Below are 18,161 nucleotides of genomic sequence, written 5' to 3' on the forward strand. Positions count from 1 at the left end.
AGGGCCCGCAAACCCGTCTCGAACAACGCTGGGTCGACGATACCGCATGAAAAACCCCAACCCGCCCCGCCAGGCCATCGCCCTCAAGTACGACGGCAGCCAGGCCCCCACGCTGACCGCCAAGGGCGACGAGGCGCTGGCCGAAGCCATCCTGAAAATCGCCCGCGACTGTGAAGTGCCGATCTATGAAAACGCCGAACTGGTGAGACTGCTGGCGCGGATGGAATTGGGCGACAGCATTCCTGAAGAGTTGTATCGCACGATTGCCGAGATCATTGCGTTCGCCTGGAAACTCAAGGGCAAGTTTCCGGCGGGGATGAGGCCGGATGCGCTGATGGTGGAACACGATGTAACGCCTACTGAGCATCAATGAGAACGTCGGCCGGCGGACGACGTTCGTCACGTTGACAAATCAGCTCGCCAGGTACTCGTCATAGGTGCGGCGAATTGAGCCCCAGTCCTCTTCGCTAAAGACAATCCCGCCCAGCAGATGCTCTGCTGCCTGGTCGAAAGCGGTCACATCGGCCCACAAACGGTCAGCATCGGTGTCACAGAAACTGGCATTCATTGGTGATGAAATCAGATTGTGGGTCGGCCCGTACTCGTCACCTTCACTGATCACACAAACATAACCCTTGAAGGAACTCAGTAGCGCCAGGCATTGCTCCAGCAATGGCTCGCTCGTTGAATAAACACCGCTCTCGACGCAAATCACATCAGAAACGATGGCAGGAGCTTTCAATACTGCATCGCGCATGTTTTCGGCATCGCCGAAATAAGCCTCGTACAACTGCTCCAACAGCGAGGCGTCGTAGCAGTCGACAAACAATTGGGGGGTAATGGTGCCGTGCATACGGGCGGCTGCCTCAATCATCACGGGGCCATCCTCGCCCATGACCAGTTCCATATGCACCGCACCGTACGTGATGTCGAGCGCATTGGCGGCACGCTTGGCGTAGTCGCTCAAGGCTTGGCAGACCGGCCGGTCAAGGGGCAGCATGAAGGTGAATTTTTTAACGAAGTCGCACCCGGCAATGTCCAACTCATCACTGCGAACATAACGACAAACCGATGAAACAACGTACTTGCCTGCGCACGCCACCATGTCCACCACATACTCCGGCCCCTGGATCATGGGCTGGATCAAAAAATGGTCATTGACTGTCCAGGTCGCGGAAAACGTGTCCCAGGAAGCGTTGTCCAATGCCTGCTGCAGTTCAGTGTGGTTGTTGCAACGCTGTACCCCTTCGCCGCCGGCAGAAGACTGTGGCTTGAGAACGCAGGGATAGTGATCCCACTCTGCTATCGCCGGCCCTACACTTTCACGCCCATTGAGTACTAGGGTGGGAATAAATGCCAGGCCCGCTTGCGCCAGCGAATGCTGCATCTGGTCCTTGTGTCGACGCCGGAACGATGTCGCCGGGTCGTTTCCTGGCAGCGAATAGTGAGCAGCAAGCTTTTCCGCCAAGAACACACCATTCTCACTGCCCGCCAACACAGCGTCGAACAAACCACTCCCTACTGGAGGTAATTGGTCTTCGCTGGTAAATATGCCTTTGTAGAGTTCAGCCTGAAACTCACCTTTCTTTTTCGCATTGAGTTTCGGTATCCGCGCCACTTTATCGAGCTCAATGATGGCGTAGCAATCAACGCCCCGCTCTTTCAAATAGCGAACCAGAATATTGGCGTTTGACACAGGATTAGCAATCAAACATGACGGCATTTTCTTGTTCCTCTTTAGCTACCGAAGACCATTAAAAATATCACCAGGTAACGACACGAAGTCGCCAATCTTAAGTTTAATATCAAAATATTCTTCCAATACTTCCACCAACTCACAGCGCGAATTGACATGACGTCGATCACGAGTGCATTGTTGAATGGAAACCAGCACATTATTAATCAGATAGCAGCCACCCAGAAGCGATGGCCGGGCACACACCAGATTGTTTTTGAAGGGCGACAACGGTGAATAGGCATTAAAAAACTGGCCCACCACAAATTCGTGTGCGCCGTAACTGGCATCTCGCAGTACATACATGTTTATCCACTGCACACCGCGCCGGTATTGAATGCTCCACACCGAAGTTCCGGTACGCTGTACCCGATACTCATGGACACCCTGCACGGCTTGCGCATCGTGAAGCAGGCGCAGGGGATACAAAAAACCCCGATAGCCGAATCCAACATCACAGACCCACTCTTCGTTATTGGCCCACACCAACAGCACCATGTGAGTTGACACGTTCATGCCCCCATCTTCCCGAGATACCGCGGACAGACTGCGCCGGACGCTGAAGCCCAGTGTCTCCAGCACCGCCGCCAGCAATCCGTTCATCTGGGTGCAGCCACCACCCCGGCGTCCTGATGTGAGCTTGTCACTGATCGCCTCCATGTCGAAAGACGGCGTTATACCAAGGAAGACATCGAGCATGTCGTATGCGATGGCATTTGCATGGGCAAAGTGGATATCAGCCAGTGTCCTGGCATTTACATCCGTGGGGACGTCCAAGTTGATCCTCTTGAAATAAAGCGCCAGCCACTCTGGTATTAAGGACGCGCACGCACCTCGCACACACGATGACACCGGTTCGGCATTCACAGATGCAACCTCATAAAGACAGGGCGGGTTCAGTTATATCGGGTAAGCAATTCAGGCAAGGGATGGATAACAAGCTGCGTCACCCGATATTTTCACCATTACCGACCCTAATGACAGTGCCCGTTGTATTAAACTGACGGGTCGCTAACAAAAAGACCATATTGGCAATTTCCTCGGGCTGCATTATTTTCCTTCCCGGTATCGATTTCATAATATCGCGCTCGCCGCCTTTGGCAAAGGCCTTAAACATATCAGTATCGACAAAGCCCGGAGCAATGCCATTAACTTTCACATCAAACCTCGCCAGCTCAAGTGCCAACCCGAGCGTCAATCGTTCAATGGCTGCCTTAGCACACCCATAGGCCGTATTACCAAGTTTTATTTTAGTGGCCGCGACCGAACTGACGTTGATGATATTGCCAAAGCGGGCGGCCGCCATGATGGGCGCGAAAACATTGCAGTAGTTCAATGTACTCCCGAAATTGGTCTCCATCACTTGATGGAACGTCTCCAGGCCGGCATTCAAAAAAATCCCGTCTCCGGTAGTGCCGGCATTGTTCACCAGCACTGAAGGCGTACCTTGTGCAAGGATTTGGTCACGCAACAACTGTATCTGATCAATACGTCGACCATCGAGTTGCAACGCGCTCAAGCCAAGACATTCCGCCATGAGACTGGACGCAGCCTGCTCATCGCAAGCATAGGTAACAAAGACTTTATAACCGGCGCCTAGCAATTTTTCGGCGATACAACGACCGATACCCCGGGTGCCACCGGTTACAATTGCAATGCCACTCATACTCCATCTCCTTCAAGCGCTATCACGCCGCGACAATAATTGATGGCCTCGTGATGGATTCTGAAACGGTAACTGTCGAGTCTTTTCTCGATCTCCAGGCAAAGCGACAACTGTGGAACGATCGGTTCGAGAAAGGCGACTCGGGGAATCGTGAACGCGCCCACTGCTGCCCCTTTCATCAGAGCAATGCAATCACTGATGAAACCGACGATGCAGGCGCCGGGCACAATAGGATAGTCGGGAAAGTGCTCTGCAAATATCGGCGCTACTGCATTAACGGTCAGACGAGCATCAAAGCGCTGCGCCGAAACGACAGAGGAGTCCACTTGAAAAATCTTCAAATCAGCCATTTACCAAAGTCCTTTTACTCAAGTAGGCCTCCGGAAATACTTCCGTCATCACCGACGCCACCAATATGCTCATATAGGAGCCGATCAAAAAAACCGGCCAGTACGCTTCAAAACCCAGACTCAAACCGGCCAATACCCAGTTTATTGAGAAGGACATGCACCATACCTTGGTGATGGTATTGTTGATTTCGAAAAACTCGCTCGACCGACAAACATTGTCAGCAACACCTTCACGACTGTATTGCAGGGTGAACGGTTGACCCAACAGCACACTCGACCAGCCAATCACTGTTAACACGCCGTACAGCAGAAGTTTGACGCTTTCAAACGTAGAGAGCCCTGGCCAATAGAGGGAAGCCAGTGCCATGCCGAGCACACAAATGACCAACGCGCACTCAATGATGAAGCCTCTTCGAAGGTTGTCAAAACACAGGACGAACATAAAAAAGGCCACCGCCAGGGCTGTCTTCGCGAAGTTGCCGCCGAACCAGTCAACCAGATAGGGGAACAACAGCCATGGAATCATGAGTTTGATCATGACTGCTGTTCCTTCAAGCTTAAAACCGTGATGGTGGCCAACACACAATCCCGGGCGCCCGAATCAAGTGTGCCGAAGACTTCGACACGCCCTGCTCCGCTGTCGATGTTGACCAGTCCCGTCAATTGCGAAATCCTTTGCGGGTCCACACTTCGCAGGCCGGTAATCAATGCTGGCACGTAATGCGTCGACGGTGTCTCGCCATGAGCGGCGCCCCGTACACAACGCACGGCAAACTGACCCAGTAACTCGGCAAGCACGACGACAGCGCCGTAATACTCGATGTAGTCGTTAAAGCGTCCTTCGTTCACCCGGCTGCACCAGCCTTGTTCCGACGGAATAACCGATGGACACATATCCAGATAAGCTGTCATTTGGAAGACGCCACTGTAACGTTATCGAGCTTGAAAAAACGCAATAACCTGAGGGATCGACCAACAATCAAACCATTGATCAGCCCGGAACCCAGTGCTGCACAGGCCACTGATGAAACTTCATCGGCCAGTTCCGGCTGCATGGCAGCCTGGTAACCACTGTAATAACGCCAGGCAAAAAAGCACCAATACACCACCAATACCTTGACCGTCCCCCCCAACACCAGGCGCGCGCCCTCACGCTCCACGTTGTGGTAGGAGTAGAAGCGCAAGGCCAGAAACCACCCGACCAGTAACCCCAGTGCATAAACCGAAAGCGGAATCACGAGTCCCTGGGAGAGTTTTAGCGACGTCAGGGAAATAGTGACGAATATCGCCGGTGTAATTTGTAATGATCTTTTCGATTCATGATTCTTGAAGCATGCAATGACGCCGTAATACGTCACGATAAAGAAGACCGCATAAACCCACAGCGGCGTACCACGCAAAATGTCGAGCATAGAAACCCCTTGGCACTCCATGTACCTGGACAAACAGTGACGATCAACTGACGACTGACAATTGATTGCGCTGATCAAGCAAACGGTTGAACTTACCCCGTGGGTTATAGGCGAAGTCTACATTACCGGCCCACTTGACCACCGCAACACCACGCATCACCGCCTCTTTCAACTTCGGAATATGGAAGAGTTGCTCTTCCAAGCGTGCGGTCCAGGACGCATCGATTACCGATGGATCGAGATCGACGAGCACAGTAACGCAATCCTTCCCGGCATCGGTGGTTGACAGCTGCACCTGGAACGCCTCTGCCGGCACATCAGCGGCCACCAGTACCTGCTCAATCAGCGTCAGGCAGATGCGGTGTCCGCCGAGACTGAACTCCTCGGCAACTCTTTGGCCGATTGTGAGGTAGTACTGGTTGTCTTCCCCCTGATTCAGTTCACCGACATCACCTATCCGGTAGCGAATGATAGGCACCACCGGGGCTTTCAGATCAGTGACCAGCAACTCGCCGGCCTCGGTTTGCTCCATGAAGAACCAGTCAGAAAGTATCAGATGCTGATGCGCTTCCATGGCTGGCGTATTCAGCGCTGCAAACCCCAGTTCGGTGGCCCCGTAAAGACTGTAGAACCGAGCTTTCGGCCATAACCGCTGAATGAACTCTCGCTTGCCCAAGTGGAACGCTTCTCCGACAAATACGATCTTGGTGACTGCAAGGTCCACATCGAGCCTTTCTGCTGCCTGCGCGACTTGGATGATTCCAGTTGGCGAACCCACCAGCACATTTGCCTTGAAGCGCTTCATGGTGCCGAGCAACGACGGCATGTTGTTCATCACGTCGGGGCGTCCTACCGGCAACACGGTCGAGCCGATCGGCTCAAGCATCCGGCACATGCCTTCATAGTTGTAACCCAGGCATCCAGCGGTAAGGAGATTGACCACGGTATCGTCGGCACAAAACACATGCTCGGCCATGAAACCGCGAACTTGGTACGGGTAGCTGTCTTCTGTGACGCGCTGGAAAATACGACTGGCTAGCACCAAGGGAGCCGATGTGGTGCCCGAGGTAGAGATGACATAGCAATGCATGAGTTGGCCGGCATCAATCAGTACATCACTCACCTCCATGAGCGTTTGCTTGCTCAATGGAGGGTATTTCTGCACGAAGTCGTCATACCCCGTGACCGGGGGCAAATCCAGCGGGTAAGCCTGCTCGGCGTACTCGCCGACCATTTTGTTGAACTTATCGATATCAAACGAAGTGCGGCTTTTTATAGTCATTATCCGATTCTTTTAAATATCATCGACGCGGCCAGGCCGCCCATACCGAAGGAGTTTTTCAGACAGTAATCCACGGAACGTTGCAGGGTGAATGGAGAAACGTTGGCCCGGCAGTCGGGATCCTTGGACTCGAGGTTGATCGTCCCGGGAATGAACCCCGAGCGCAGACTGATCAATGTATTGAGGGTTTCCATGGCGCCAGCGGCGGCGATCATGTGTCCATGCAAAGACTTGTTGGCGGTGACGGGCACCTGCTCTCCCAGCACCGCACAAATGGCAGCTGACTCGTGTAGATCATTGAGGATCGTTGACGTCCCGTGGGCATTGACCATGCCGATATCACTCGCCTGCAACCCGGCGCTGCTCAATGCCCGGGTCATGGCCAGCTTCATCTCGGCACTATCGAGTGCCGGCTTGACGATATGACTGGCATTGGTACTGGTACCAAAACCTGCCAATTCCATTAACGGCTCACGCCCGGCTTTCAGGCAAGCGTCAAGAGACTCCACGAGAAACAGCACTGCACCCTCAGCCGGCAGATAGCCCGAACGCCGCGCATCGAAGGGCCGTGACAGGCCTGTGGGATCAAATCGTTCATCGGTGGCGATAATATCAACCGACTCCAGGCCGATGTAATGCTCAGGCGTAACCTTGGCCGAGATGCCCCCGACAATCGCTGCGTCCACACGCCCCTGCCGTACGGCTTGATAACCGGTGCCGATGGCTTGTAATGACGCCGAACACAGTCCCAGATGCACGGACGCAGGGCCTTTGAACGGCACACGTTTATGAACTGTGCGTAGTGCATTGGTCGGGTCGTAGCGAATGAAGTCCTGCACCCGAAAGTGCTTCTCAAGTGCAAGGTCAAGGTTGGCAAACTGACCATCGACCTTGTACAGGTCGTAGGCCAGATTGACCGTTTGCTGGATGCCCACGACAGGTTCGTCGACCCCCAGGAAACACCCGATCCGCTGCTCGCCCACGGCAGCCGGATCGAAGGACACCGATGCCAACAGATTTTCCATGGCATTGCGGGTATAGAACTCATCATGACTGAATCGCTGCAATTCACCCTGGTCCGCAAAGTTTCCCGATACGGGGATTCCGGCGAAGTGGCTCTTGAACGTAGCGCTGTCGTATTTTGCGATTTTTCTCACACCGGAGTGACCATTACGCAACGCGTCTTCAATGGCTGCATAGTGATCGCCCAACGGCGTGCAACAACCGAAGCCGCTGATGACAACTCTTTGCTGATTCATGCCGACACCTTCTGCGATGGTATCGATGACTTGCGCAACACGATCAAGCCCAAGCCCATCCCTGCGCCTTCACCATGGATGATGATTACGCGGCCCGGCTCGATAGAGGGGTCGGCCAACGCACACACCAGATCGACCAGTCCGCTGGTGGCCACGGCATACCGCGACCAGGGTTTGTATCGACGTAGCTCAAATGTGTTCAGACTGCTCTCCAGCGCCTGTACTTCCGCTTCGCCAACACCAACTGCACCGTTGTCATAAAGCACCACGACGGGATGACTTTCACGGACCCAGGGTTCCAGCAGTGCGTAGGCCTCAACCCAGTCCTGACGTGAAGCGAACATGCTGGTGGAAAATTGACTGACCGCCTGCAATATTTTGGCCAGCGGCTGGACTTGCAACCGGGAAACCCGCTCCCCAGTTTCAACTACCAACGATACTGCGCCGCTGGTTCCCTGGACGCTTGAGCGATGGGGCTCTCTGGTATTGATCAAGCCCATTTTCTTGAACACCTGGGCGTTATCGGCTTTCGACATATCACCGTAAGCACAGATCAAGGCACCGCTCGACTCGCTACATGGCAGGTTATAAAACGCTTCCTCCAGCAACGAGAGCCCGCCCAACGACATCTTACGCAAGGGATAGCCGCCACCGCGAAGTCCGAAGAGCTTTGACAAATGGTAAAGACTATTTGTGGGTAGTTTTCGAAATAGCCGTAACGGATGCACGGCGTTGACCATTTCCCCCAGGTTTTCGAACAAAGAAGCCTTATTGGTGCAGTATTCGTTAGACGATTTGAACTGCCAAACCACCTCATGAAAGTCCCGAACCGTTTCATAGGTGGTGTACACGCACATGGCGTCTTTCTCAGCTGGCGTGAAGCAAACGTTTTGTTCGGCCATGCTCATGGCCGAGAAACCGACATTAAGGCTACAAATCGTTTGCGAGGTCAGCATCGCCCGATCTTCTCGGGCGATGCGAGGAATAATTGCCGCTGACAACCTTGCCTCCCCTGGCGAGTTGTCCGGCAAATCGTCCAGGCACTCAGTCAAGCACTGAACCAGATCATCCGTGCTCAACGCTGCCTGTTCAATGCCATAGCCGGTAATAAATAGACTATGCATTTAGAACTGTCTCGATCCGTTGTGCGCAGAACCCTAGCGTCCAGTATTTATCCAGCGACTTGGGGTCGACCTCCACATTGTCATCCACACTCAATATGTCATTGACAATTTTTCTCCCCGCTTGAGTCCAGCAACCTCCAGTGTAAAATTGCGGATCGACTAGCAGCCTTGCAAACGGCCATATATCATGCGGTTCAATATCTGGATTTATCTGAGCCTTGACCTCATAACAAAAATCAATGAAGTCAATCGATGAAAAACCTATTTCCTCGAATGATGCGCCACTATCAATATCATCTGAAGAGTCCAGAAAAAGTATATCCGCAGCTATTTTTTTAACCTTGGCGAGGTACATAACGATCCTTATTATTCTCTCAATACACAATTATGGATACTGCGTACGCTATGGGCATTAGTTAAAACAAAACAACCAGGAAACAGCATAAAAAACCAAGCAACCATATAAATCAAATTACGCCATCACCGCCAACACTTAACGCACAAACCAATTTAAAATTAAATCGTCAAGCAAATACTGATCAGCAATTCAAAACTATAATGCTTTGTGACAGAGACGAATTTATCGGCGACAGGCAAACTTCACAAGTCGGTGGATTCTGGCGCGATTGTAGGCAGGGGAGCACAGAAGTGTAATTTTGTCTAAGGACCAAAAACCACCAGGTAATTAAACAGCTTTCACTTCGACTTTTGACTTGCACCTGGCCCGCAAACCCGTCTCGAACAACGCTGGGTCGACGATACCGCATGAAAAACCCCAACCCGCCCCGCCAGGCCATCGCCCTCAAGTACGACGGCAGCCAGGCCCCCACGCTGACCGCCAAGGGCGACGAGGCGCTGGCCGAAGCCATCCTGGAAATCGCCCGCGACTGTGAAGTGCCGATCTATGAAAACGCCGAACTGGTGAGACTGCTGGCGCGGATGGAATTGGGCGACAGCATTCCTGAAGAGTTGTATCGCACGATTGCCGAAATCATTGCGTTTGCCTGGAAACTCAAGGGCAAGTTTCCGGCGGGCTATGACGCGCAGGCGCCGATGGCTGCGCGGGATGTGACAGATCGAGGGGAGGATTATTGATCCAGCAGGTGCAGCACGTTCAATGTGGCGAGGGCGCTTGCTCCCGCCGGCCGGTCCGCGTTCGGCGCAGCAATCGCAAAAAAGCTGACGAGGTCTATCTGGAAGCAGGCAATTGTAGGTTGTAGGGCCGCTTCGCAGCCCAGCGGGAGCAAGCTCCCTGGCCACAATTGTTCGCCCGGCGCCAGACGCTCGTCATTGCTTTTAGTTCTTGTGCATCTTGCGCATCAACTCCGCCTCGGCCTGGGTCAGTCCGCAGGACTGAATGAGTTCATCGACGCTGGCGCCCATCCCCACCAGCCGCGCCGCCTGGGCGAACGACAGGCTCGTCGGGTCGCGCTGCTCGAGCTGCGCCAGTTTGTCCGGCAAGGGCCCGACCACCGCACGCAACTCATGCAGGTCTTCGCCCATGCGCACGTTACCGTCCTGGTAGTTGTCGACGCGTCTGGCCAGGTCCTTGAGGCGTTGATCGCGCAACGCATCCGCCTTGGCCTGCTCCACCGCCAGCTCGCGCGGCTTGCGGGTGTAGGCCAGAAACATCGCCAGGGTGCCAATCCAGAGCAACCCCAGCACAATGACAGCAACCTCGAGAATCAATCAGATACTCTCCAGTTCCGACCACTCTTCTTCGCTCATCATCTTGTCCAGCTCGACCAGGATCAGCAATTCGTTGTTCTTGTTGCACACGCCCTGGATGAACTTGGCCGACTCGTCGTTGCCGACATTCGGCGCGGTCTCGATTTCCGACTGACGCAGGTAAACCACTTCAGCCACGCTGTCGACCATGATTCCGACCACTTGCTTGTCGGCCTCGATGATCACAATCCGGGTGTTGTCGCTGACTTCCACCGTCCCCAGGCCGAAGCGCTGGCGAGTGTCGATCACCGTGACCACGTTGCCGCGCAGGTTGATGATGCCCAGCACGTAGCTTGGCGCACCCGGAACCGGAGCGATCTCGGTGTAACGCAGGACTTCCTGGACGCGCATCACGTTGATGCCGTAGGTTTCATTGTCCAGCTTGAAGGTTACCCATTGCAGGATCGGATCTTCGGAACCCTTTGCTGACGACGCCTTATCATTCATACCCTGACCCCTCGAAAAAAAAATTGCCCATGGCGGTGTGTGTTCTGCCTGGCCGCACGGTGCATGCGACCCGCTACCTGTTATGTCGGTTGATTGACCGGTTTCAAATGGCCCATGTGCCTGACGCCGCCACTGGCGATCAACTCCGCCAGCGCCGCGACATCCAGCAACGCACACATGTGTTCGATCACGGTGCCCGCCAGCCAAGGTCGTTGACCACGGTGGCTGCGCCATTTGATTTCGTTCGGATTCAGGCGCAACGAGCGGCTGACCTGATGCACGGCCAGCCCCCACTCATAACCCTGGACCGAGATCACGTATTGCAGGCCCTGGCGAAAATCGTCGCGATAGCGATCGGGCATGACCCAGCGCGCGGTATCCAGCACCTTCAGGTTGCCGGCCTGGCTCGGCAAAATCCCGAGGAACCACTCCGGCTGCCCGAACAACGGCGTCAGCTCGTGCCCGGCCAGCGGATAGATCGAACCCAGGCACACCAGCGGCACGGCCAGGGTCAAGCCGGCGACATCGAACAGCAGGCATTCGAACGGCTCCGCGGCCCAGCTCGGCCGGCCATCCCCCTCGAGGGGCGGTGGTGTCTGGCTGGGCGGCAAGTGCACCTCAGCCACGGGTTCAACCAGCAGCGGCTGTACCGGCGCAACCAAAGCCTCGGGCGCCAGAATCGGTGCAGGAGCTTCCAGCACCGGCATCACGACAAGCGCACTGGCCATCGCAGGGGTGAGCGGCTCGGCCACCGCCACGATGGCCTGCGCATCACGCGCCTGTTCTTCGAGCACCGCGGCCTGGAACTCGTCCAGCGCGCCTTCAGCCTCGATCGTCGAGAGGGCTTCAATGACCTGGACCCCTTCGGGTGCCAGCTCTTCGGTGGCGTCTTGCAGCAACCCATCCAGATAGGACTGCAACGCCAATTGCGGGCGAGACGCGATCTGTACCGGCCGAATCATCTCAAGCCACCTGCGCGACAAGTTGCTGGGCCAGCAAGTGCTTGAACAACGAACGATAGGCCAGCACGCCACGGCTCTTGCCGTCGAACTGCGAAGGTGTCAGCCCCGCCCGACTGGCGTCGCGCAGCCGGGTATCGACCGGGATATAGCCTTGCCAGATGTCATCCGGGTACAGGTCGCGCAGCACCCGCAAGGTGCCGAGCGAGGCCTGGGTGCGACGGTCGAACAGGGTCGGCACGATGGTGAACGGCAACGCCTGCTTGCGTGAGCGGTTGATCATTGCCAGGGTATTGACCATGCGCTCCAGCCCTTTGACCGCCAGGTGCTCGGTCTGAACCGGGATCACCAGTTGCTGGCTGGCCGCCAAGGCATTGACCATCAGCACACCGAGCAACGGCGGGCTGTCGATCAGTGCGTAATCGAAGTCCTGCCACAGCTGCGCCAGACTCTTGGCGATGACCAGGCCCAGGCCACTCTGCCCCGGCGACTGGCGCTCAAGGGTGGCCAGCGCGGTGCTCGAGGGCAACAGGGAAATGCGCTCGTCGCTGGTCGGCAACAGCAACTGCCCGGGCAGCCCCTGGGGCACGCTGCCCTTGTGCAAGAACAGGTCGTAGCTGCTGTGCTCCAGGCTATCGGGGTCGTAGCCGAAGTAGCTGGTCATGGAGCCGTGGGGGTCCAGGTCGACCACGACCACGCGCTTGCCCGCCTCGGCCAGTAATCCGGCTAACGCGATGGAGGACGTGGTTTTACCAACACCACCCTTTTGATTGGCAACTGCCCAGACTCTCATTCAGTTCGTTCCTCCCGGTCGTACAGGGGCAACCGAGAAATAGCTCAACGTGTTAAGCCGGGTGACGGAGAATTGACGGCACTCGCGTTGCCCGGCGACTTGACAGGCGTTGGTGCAGTTTGTGTGCCAGCACGCTTCAAGGCGGCGTCCGGTTGCGCATGGGCGGTTCCGGTGGCGGTCAGGCTGCGCCGCACATCGAGATTGCGCGACACCACCAGCACCACCCGACGGTTGCGCGCGCGGCCTTCGGCGGTGGCGTTGTTGGCCACCGGCTGAAACTCACCGTAACCCACCGAGGCCAGTCGTCCCGGGTTGACCCCCTGCATGGCGAGCATGCGCACGATGCTCGCCGAACGGGCCGAGGACAGCTCCCAGTTGGTCGGGTACTGCGCGGTGCGGATCGGCTGATCGTCGGTGAACCCTTCAACGTGAATCGGGTTGTCGAACGGCTTCAGAATCGCCGCGACCTTGTCGATGATGCTGAATGCGATATCGCTGGGCATGGCGTCGCCGCTGCCGAACAGCAAGCTGGAGTTGAGTTCGATCTCGACCCACAACTCGTTACCGCGCACGGTCATCTGGTTGGAACTGATCAAGTCGCCGAACGCCGCGCTGATATCGTCGGCAATGCTCTTGAGCGGGTCGTTGCTGGCCTGGGCGAGCCCCGCGTCGATCTGCTCGGCGTCCTTGACCAGCGGCTGGGCCGGGGTCACGGTGCGCGGGCGCTCGTCACCAATCGGGATCGGCTTGAGGGCACGATCCGAATCGGTGAACACGCCGATCAAGGCTTCGGAGATGACCTTGTACTTGCCTTCGTTGATCGAGGAGATGGAATACATCACCACGAAAAAGGCGAACAGCAACGTAATGAAGTCAGCGTAGGAAACCAGCCAACGCTCGTGGTTGACAGGCTCTTCAGTGTGGCGACGACGTGCCATGGTCAGGGTGTGCTCACAGTAAATGACGAAGCGCGTTGGCGCTGTGATTGTGCCAGGCAAGGCGCGGGGCGCCGAGAATGGTCGCTCCCTTCTCAAGCCACGCAACGCAGCCTGGCGCAATCACAGCGCCAACCCGGAGGGCAGCGCCCTGCGAGCCGCAATACGTCGTCATTCGTCGTTCATTTGAAGCAACCAAACTTCTCTCCTCACGCCTAGTCTTGCGGCTCGCAGGGCGCTGCGCGCTCGTCATTTACGGTGAGCACACCCTGTAATCCCTTAGTCCATGAAGCCCTGAAGCTTCAACTCAATGGAACGAGGGTTTTCACCTTCGGCGATCGACAGCAGGCCTTCGAGCAACATTTCCCGGTACCGGGACTGGCGCAAGGCAATCGCCTTGAGCTTGGCGGCAATCGGCAGTAGCACCAGGTTGGCACTGGCCACCCCGTAGATGGTCGCGACGAACGCCACGGCAATGCCGCTGCCCAGTTGCGACGGATCGGCCAGGTTGCCCATGACATGAATCAGGCCCATCACCGCACCGATGATGCCGATGGTCGGCGCATAGCCGCCCATGCTTTCAAACACCTTGGCCGCTTCGATATCGCGGCTTTCCTGGGTATAGAAATCCACCTCCAGGATGCTGCGGATCGCTTCCGGCTCGACGCCATCGACCAGCAATTGCAGGCCCTTGCGCGAGTAGCTGTCCGGTTCGGTGTCCGCCACGCCTTCGAGGCCGAGCAGGCCCTCCTTGCGCGCGGTGAGGCTCCAGTTGACGACGCGGTCGATGCCGCCGGCCAGATCGATACGGGGCGGGAACAGGATCCACGCGAGGATCTGCATGGCCCGCTTGAAGGCACTCATCGGCGATTGCAACAACGCCGCGCCAATGGTGCCACCCAGCACAATCAGCGCCGCCGGGCCGTTGGCCAGGGCACCCAGGTGCCCGCCCTCCAGGTAGTTGCCGCCAATAATGGCGACAAACGCCATGATGATCCCGATGAGGCTTAACACATCCATCAGAGGCACGCCTCGACCAGGTGCTTGCCGATCACGTCCAGGTCATAGATCGCGTCCGCCAGATTGGCTTTGACGATCGCCATCGGCATGCCGTAGATCACGCAGCTGGCTTCATCCTGGGCCCAGATCGAACTGCCCCCCTGCTTGAGCAGGCGCGCACCTTCGCGACCGTCGGCGCCCATGCCGGTGAGGACCACCGCCAGAACTTTGTCACCGTAGGACTTGGCCGCCGAACCGAAGGTGATGTCCACGCACGGCTTGTAGTTCAAACGCTCATCGCCCGGGAGGATTTTCACCGCGCCCCGGCCATCGACCATCATTTGCTTGCCGCCCGGCGCGAGCAAGGCCAGGCCCGGACGCAGGATGTCACCGTCCTCGGCTTCCTTGACGCTGATCCGGCACAGCTTGTCCAGACGCTCGGCGAAGGCCTTGGTGAAGGCTGCCGGCATGTGCTGGACCAGCACGATCGGGGCCGGGAAGTTGGCGGGTAACTGCGTCAGCACGCGCTGCAAGGCCACGGGTCCGCCAGTGGACGTACCGATGGCCACCAGCTTGTAGGATTTGCGCTTGGGGGCCGGCGACGACGGGCTGGCGACCGCAGCACGGCTCGGCACGGGCAGCGGGGCCGGGCGTACTGACGCGCTGCTGCCGTAGCTGCTGACACTGGCCGGTGCCGGGGCTGTCGGCGCGGCAACCGCTGCCGGAGCGCTGTAGCCGTTCATGCGACGGTTGCTGCGTGAAAGGCTGTGAACCTTCTCGCACAACAGTTGCTTGACCTTCTCGGGATTGCGCGAGATGTCTTCGAAATTCTTCGGCAGGAAATCCACCGCGCCGGCGTCCAGCGCATCGAGGGTCACCCGGGCGCCTTCATGGGTCAGCGAGGAGAACATCAACACCGGGGTCGGACAGCGCTGCATGATGTGCCGCACCGCCGTGATGCCATCCATCATCGGCATCTCGTAGTCCATGGTGATCACGTCCGGCTTGAGGGCCAGGGCCTGATCGATCGCCTCTTTACCGTTGGTGGCCGTCCCGACCACCTGGATATTCGGATCGGCCGAAAGAATTTCCGAGACGCGGCGGCGGAAAAAACCCGAATCATCCACCACCAGGACTTTGACTGCCATAAACACTCCATTAGACGGAGCGAGGCTCAGTCGCCCCGCCCCATCAGAATCAAATACGCCGTGCGGCGTAACGCTTGAGCATGCTCGGTACATCGAGAATCAGGGCAATGCGGCCGTCACCGGTAATGGTGGCGCCGGACATCCCCGGGGTTCCCTGGAGCATTTTGCCCAACGGCTTGATGACCACTTCTTCCTGGCCCACCAGTTGATCGACGACAAAGCCGATTCGCTGGGTGCCCACCGAAAGGATCACCACATGGCCTTCGCGCTGCTCTTCATGAGCGGCGGAACTGACCAGCCAGCGCTTGAGGTAGAACAGTGGCAACGCCTTGTCGCGCACGATCACCACTTCCTGGCCGTCGACCACGTTGGTGCGCGACAGGTCGAGGTGGAAGATCTCGTTGACGTTGACCAGCGGGAAGGCGAACGCCTGGTTGCCGAGCATGACCATCAGCGTGGGCATGATCGCCAGGGTCAGCGGGACCTTGATGACGATCTTCGAACCCTGGCCCTTGGTCGAGTAGATGTTGATCGAACCGTTGAGCTGGGAAATCTTGGTTTTCACCACGTCCATGCCCACGCCGCGCCCGGACACGTCGGAGATCTCGGTCTTGGTCGAGAACCCCGGGGCGAAGATCAGGTTGTAGCATTCGGTGTCGCTCAGGCGGTCGGCGGCATCCTTGTCCATCACGCCGCGTTTTACCGCGATCGCGCGCAGGACGTTCGGGTCCATGCCTTTGCCGTCATCGGAGATCGACAACAGGATGTGATCACCCTCCTGCTCGGCCGCCAGCACCACCTTGCCACCGCGGGCCTTGCCCGAGGCTTCGCGTTCTTCCGGCGATTCGATACCGTGGTCGACCGCGTTGCGCACCAAGTGGACCAACGGATCGGCCAGCGCTTCGACGAGGTTCTTGTCCAGGTCGGTTTCTTCACCGACCAGTTCCAGGTTGATCTCTTTCTTGAGCTGACGCGCCAGGTCACGAACCAGGCGCGGGAAGCGCCCGAAGACTTTCTTGATCGGCTGCATCCGGGTCTTCATGACGGCCGTCTGCAAGTCGGCCGTCACCACATCGAGGTTCGACACAGCCTTGGACATGGCTTCGTCGCCACTGTTGAGCCCCAGGCGAACCAGACGGTTACGCACCAGCACCAGTTCGCCGACCATGTTCATGATTTCGTCCAGGCGCGCGGTGTCCACACGGACCGTGGTCTCGGCTTCACTGACCGGCTTCTCGGCAGGCGCTGGCGTTGGTGCACGCACCGGCGCGGCGGCTGGCTTGGACGCTTGAACCTTGGCGGGCGCTGGCTTGGCCACCGGCTGTGCCACAGGCACGGCAACCGGGGCCGCGGGAGTAACCGTAGACCCGGCACTGCCGACGTCCTGGCTGAACTTGCCCTTGCCGTGCAACTCATCGAGCAAGGATTCGAACTCGTGATCGGAGATCAGATCGCTGCCAACCGCCACAGCGGCGGGCACCGCCGCAGCCGGAACAGAGGCAATGGCCGACTCCAGCGCTTCGACGGCAAAGTTGCCCTTGCCGTGCAACTGATCGAGCAGTGCTTCGAATTCGTCATCGGTAATGTCGGTGCTCTCGGCCGCGGCGACAGGCGCAACGGGCTCGGCCGGTGCCGCGAGCGCATCGACGGCGAACTGGCCTTTGCCGTGCAACTGATCGAGCAACGACTCGAACTCGGCATCGGTAATCTCATCGTTGCCGGCAGCTGGTGCTGGCGCAACGGGTGCCTCGGCTTGCGCCTTGACCGCGTTCAGCGAGTCGAGCAACTGTTCGAATTCATTGTCGGTAATGTCGCCCGAATCGCTTTGCGCTTCAGGCTCGGCCACCGCTTCTACCAACGGCGCGACTTCATCGGCCGACTGTGGCTCGGCCAGGCGCGCCAATGCCGCCAGCAGTTGCGGGGTCGCCGCCGTGATCGGCGCCCGCTCACGGACTTCGCCGAACATGCCGTTGACGGCGTCCAGCGCTTCGAGAACCACGTCCATCAGCTCCGAGTCGACGCGACGCTCACCCTTGCGCAGGATGTCGAACACGTTCTCGGCGATGTGACAGCACTCCACCAGCTCGTTGAGCTGGAGGAAGCCGGCGCCCCCTTTTACAGTGTGAAAACCGCGAAAAATTGCATTGAGCAAATCCGCATCATCCGGCCGGCTTTCCAGCTCGACCAGTTGCTCGGACAGTTGCTCTAGAATCTCGCCGGCCTCAACCAGGAAATCCTGAAGGATCTCTTCATCGGCGCCGAAGCTCATTAATGGGTGCTCCTAATGGTAAGTCCTGATGACGGTCAATGCCGGACCGGCATTC

21 protein-coding genes are annotated in these 18,161 nt (G+C 57.4%); 2 read left to right on the plus strand and 19 right to left on the minus strand.

Translation table 11 applies throughout. The annotated features are described in order from the left end of the window. Positions 1-46 precede the first annotated feature (46 nt). Complete coding sequence (locus CKW25_RS14340) at positions 47-373, plus strand: EscU/YscU/HrcU family type III secretion system export apparatus switch protein (RefSeq protein ID WP_095080109.1); 327 nt, start codon at positions 47-49, stop codon at positions 371-373. Positions 374-412: 39 nt separating this feature from the next. Here CKW25_RS14340 and CKW25_RS14345 read toward each other — a convergent pair whose 3' ends face one another. From CKW25_RS14345 to CKW25_RS14395, 11 genes are all read right to left on the minus strand, one after another. Then, positions 413-1,723: an ATP-grasp domain-containing protein gene (locus CKW25_RS14345; protein ID WP_095080110.1), complete on the minus strand. Its 1,311-nt coding sequence runs from the start codon at positions 1,721-1,723 to the stop codon at positions 413-415. A gap of 18 nt (positions 1,724-1,741) precedes the next feature. Next, complete coding sequence (locus tag CKW25_RS14350; protein ID WP_172736524.1) at positions 1,742-2,512, minus strand: arylamine N-acetyltransferase; 771 nt, start codon at positions 2,510-2,512, stop codon at positions 1,742-1,744. A gap of 169 nt (positions 2,513-2,681) precedes the next feature. Further along, the gene (locus tag CKW25_RS14355) at positions 2,682-3,401 is read right to left on the minus strand and encodes an SDR family NAD(P)-dependent oxidoreductase (RefSeq protein WP_095080112.1); all 720 of its coding nucleotides are present in this window, start codon (positions 3,399-3,401) and stop codon (positions 2,682-2,684) included. Then, on the minus strand, positions 3,398-3,751 hold the full coding sequence (locus tag CKW25_RS14360) for a hypothetical protein (protein ID WP_095080113.1): 354 nt from the start codon (positions 3,749-3,751) through the stop codon (positions 3,398-3,400). The genes CKW25_RS14355 and CKW25_RS14360 overlap by 4 nt, the downstream gene beginning before the upstream one ends. Then, on the minus strand, positions 3,744-4,289 hold the full coding sequence (locus CKW25_RS14365; protein WP_095080114.1) for a hypothetical protein: 546 nt from the start codon (positions 4,287-4,289) through the stop codon (positions 3,744-3,746). Before CKW25_RS14365 ends, CKW25_RS14360 begins: the two co-directional genes overlap by 8 nt. Further along, positions 4,286-4,663: a hypothetical protein gene (locus CKW25_RS14370; protein WP_143497327.1), complete on the minus strand. Its 378-nt coding sequence runs from the start codon at positions 4,661-4,663 to the stop codon at positions 4,286-4,288. The genes CKW25_RS14365 and CKW25_RS14370 overlap by 4 nt, the downstream gene beginning before the upstream one ends. After that, positions 4,660-5,163 (minus strand): hypothetical protein, encoded by a 504-nt coding sequence (locus tag CKW25_RS14375; RefSeq protein ID WP_095080116.1) that lies wholly within the window; start codon positions 5,161-5,163, stop codon positions 4,660-4,662. The genes CKW25_RS14370 and CKW25_RS14375 overlap by 4 nt, the downstream gene beginning before the upstream one ends. 43 nt (positions 5,164-5,206) lie before the next feature. Beyond that, positions 5,207-6,445 carry an AMP-binding protein gene (locus tag CKW25_RS14380; RefSeq protein WP_095080117.1) on the minus strand — a complete coding sequence of 413 codons (1,239 nt, stop codon included), beginning with the start codon at positions 6,443-6,445 and terminating at the stop codon, positions 5,207-5,209. After that, positions 6,445-7,704 carry a beta-ketoacyl-[acyl-carrier-protein] synthase family protein gene (locus tag CKW25_RS14385; protein ID WP_095080118.1) on the minus strand — a complete coding sequence of 420 codons (1,260 nt, stop codon included), beginning with the start codon at positions 7,702-7,704 and terminating at the stop codon, positions 6,445-6,447. Before CKW25_RS14385 ends, CKW25_RS14380 begins: the two co-directional genes overlap by 1 nt. Beyond that, the gene (locus CKW25_RS14390) at positions 7,701-8,828 is read right to left on the minus strand and encodes a hypothetical protein (RefSeq protein ID WP_095080119.1); all 1,128 of its coding nucleotides are present in this window, start codon (positions 8,826-8,828) and stop codon (positions 7,701-7,703) included. The genes CKW25_RS14385 and CKW25_RS14390 overlap by 4 nt, the downstream gene beginning before the upstream one ends. Then, complete coding sequence (locus tag CKW25_RS14395) at positions 8,821-9,183, minus strand: acyl carrier protein (RefSeq protein ID WP_095080120.1); 363 nt, start codon at positions 9,181-9,183, stop codon at positions 8,821-8,823. The genes CKW25_RS14390 and CKW25_RS14395 overlap by 8 nt, the downstream gene beginning before the upstream one ends. Positions 9,184-9,593: 410 nt before the next feature. On the opposite strand from CKW25_RS14395, the gene CKW25_RS14400 reads away from it, so the two are divergent. Beyond that, entirely contained in the window at positions 9,594-9,923 is a 330-nt protein-coding gene (locus tag CKW25_RS14400) for an EscU/YscU/HrcU family type III secretion system export apparatus switch protein (protein ID WP_095080121.1), read from the plus strand. A 201-nt stretch (positions 9,924-10,124) separates the two neighbouring features. Here the strand turns inward: CKW25_RS14400 and CKW25_RS14405 are convergent, their stop codons facing one another. From CKW25_RS14405 to CKW25_RS14440, 8 genes are all read right to left on the minus strand, one after another. Next, positions 10,125-10,517, minus strand: a complete 393-nt coding sequence (locus CKW25_RS14405; RefSeq protein WP_095080122.1) for a DUF2802 domain-containing protein — start codon at positions 10,515-10,517, stop codon at positions 10,125-10,127. Then, positions 10,518-11,003 (minus strand): chemotaxis protein CheW, encoded by a 486-nt coding sequence (locus CKW25_RS14410; RefSeq protein ID WP_095080123.1) that lies wholly within the window; start codon positions 11,001-11,003, stop codon positions 10,518-10,520. Between the two features lie 80 nt (positions 11,004-11,083). Further along, positions 11,084-11,965 (minus strand): CheW domain-containing protein, encoded by an 882-nt coding sequence (locus tag CKW25_RS14415; RefSeq protein WP_095080124.1) that lies wholly within the window; start codon positions 11,963-11,965, stop codon positions 11,084-11,086. 1 nt (position 11,966) lies between these two features. Then, on the minus strand, positions 11,967-12,755 hold the full coding sequence (locus tag CKW25_RS14420) for a ParA family protein (RefSeq protein WP_095080125.1): 789 nt from the start codon (positions 12,753-12,755) through the stop codon (positions 11,967-11,969). Positions 12,756-12,799: 44 nt separating this feature from the next. After that, positions 12,800-13,693 (minus strand): flagellar motor protein MotD, encoded by an 894-nt coding sequence (motD, locus tag CKW25_RS14425; RefSeq protein ID WP_095080126.1) that lies wholly within the window; start codon positions 13,691-13,693, stop codon positions 12,800-12,802. A gap of 276 nt (positions 13,694-13,969) precedes the next feature. Further along, a complete protein-coding gene (locus CKW25_RS14430; RefSeq protein ID WP_095080127.1) occupies positions 13,970-14,710 on the minus strand; it encodes a flagellar motor protein in 741 nt (246 codons plus the stop codon). Next, the gene (locus CKW25_RS14435; protein WP_095080128.1) at positions 14,710-15,837 is read right to left on the minus strand and encodes a chemotaxis response regulator protein-glutamate methylesterase; all 1,128 of its coding nucleotides are present in this window, start codon (positions 15,835-15,837) and stop codon (positions 14,710-14,712) included. Before CKW25_RS14435 ends, CKW25_RS14430 begins: the two co-directional genes overlap by 1 nt. 49 nt (positions 15,838-15,886) lie before the next feature. Then, a complete protein-coding gene (locus CKW25_RS14440) occupies positions 15,887-18,106 on the minus strand; it encodes a chemotaxis protein CheA (RefSeq protein WP_095080129.1) in 2,220 nt (739 codons plus the stop codon). Positions 18,107-18,161: the final 55 nt, after the last annotated feature.

The sequence above is a fragment of the Pseudomonas sp. Irchel s3h17 genome, assembly GCF_900187505.1.
Taxonomy (GTDB): domain Bacteria; phylum Pseudomonadota; class Gammaproteobacteria; order Pseudomonadales; family Pseudomonadaceae; genus Aquipseudomonas.